Below are 813 nucleotides of genomic sequence, written 5' to 3' on the forward strand. Positions count from 1 at the left end.
TTTTTGGGCGTGCTTGGTCTGTTGTTCTTGTATTTTTTAATTGTTGTAAGAGGCTTATATATCGCCGTTAAAGCGCAGGATTCGTATAGCCGATTGCTAGCTGGAAGCCTGATATTGACGTTCTTTGTTTATGTGTTTGTAAACATTGGTATGGTGAGCGGTATCCTCCCGGTTGTTGGAGTTCCACTTCCACTAGTCAGCTATGGCGGTACTTCAGTCATTACATTGATGGCGGCTTTCGGCGTTATCATGTCCATTCATACTCATCGCCGATTTTTGTCGCGCTAAAGCCTACCAAATCTTAATTAGAAAGTTGCCCATGATCGTAGCCATGGATGTTGAGCTCGCACTACACTAAGCCCTCATTTCTTCAAGATAACGGATGTAGTGTGAAAATGAAGTTTGTCGGTCTTTTGGTGCTAATGGTTTTTGCGTCTGGAGTGGTTCGGGCGGATTATTCTGAGCACCCTCTTGCGCAGTCGTTTATCGATAAGATGGTTAATGAACACGGGTTTGAAGAGGGGTTTTTGCGGGATACTCTGAAGCAGGCTGAGCGAAAAGAATCTATTTTGAAAGCCATTTCTCGGCCCGCGGAGAAGAGACTCAATTGGGCAGAGTATTCAAAGATCTTTTTAACTGAGAAGCGTATCCGTTTCGGCAAAGAGTTTATGCTCAAATATGCAGCTGTGCTCGAGCGCGCAGAGTCGGAGTTTGGAGTCCCTAAAGAGATCATTACGGCAATTATCGGCGTAGAAACTCGGTATGGACAGAACAAGGGAAGTTATCGTGTTCTCGATGCGCTTACAACGCTAG

The 813-nt window shown here is 45.0% G+C and carries 2 protein-coding genes; both read left to right on the top strand.

Annotation, left to right across the window (positions count from 1 at the left end; genetic code table 11):
* Window positions 1-288, top strand: a 288-nt coding sequence (locus A3751_RS20095) for an FtsW/RodA/SpoVE family cell cycle protein (protein WP_197466554.1), incomplete at its 5' end; no start/stop codon positions are given.
* A 107-nt stretch (window positions 289-395) separates the two neighbouring features.
* Window positions 396-813: lytic murein transglycosylase (locus tag A3751_RS20100; protein ID WP_197466555.1), on the top strand; the 418-nt coding region annotated here is incomplete at its 3' end.

It is taken from the genome of Oleiphilus sp. HI0080 (assembly GCF_001635135.1).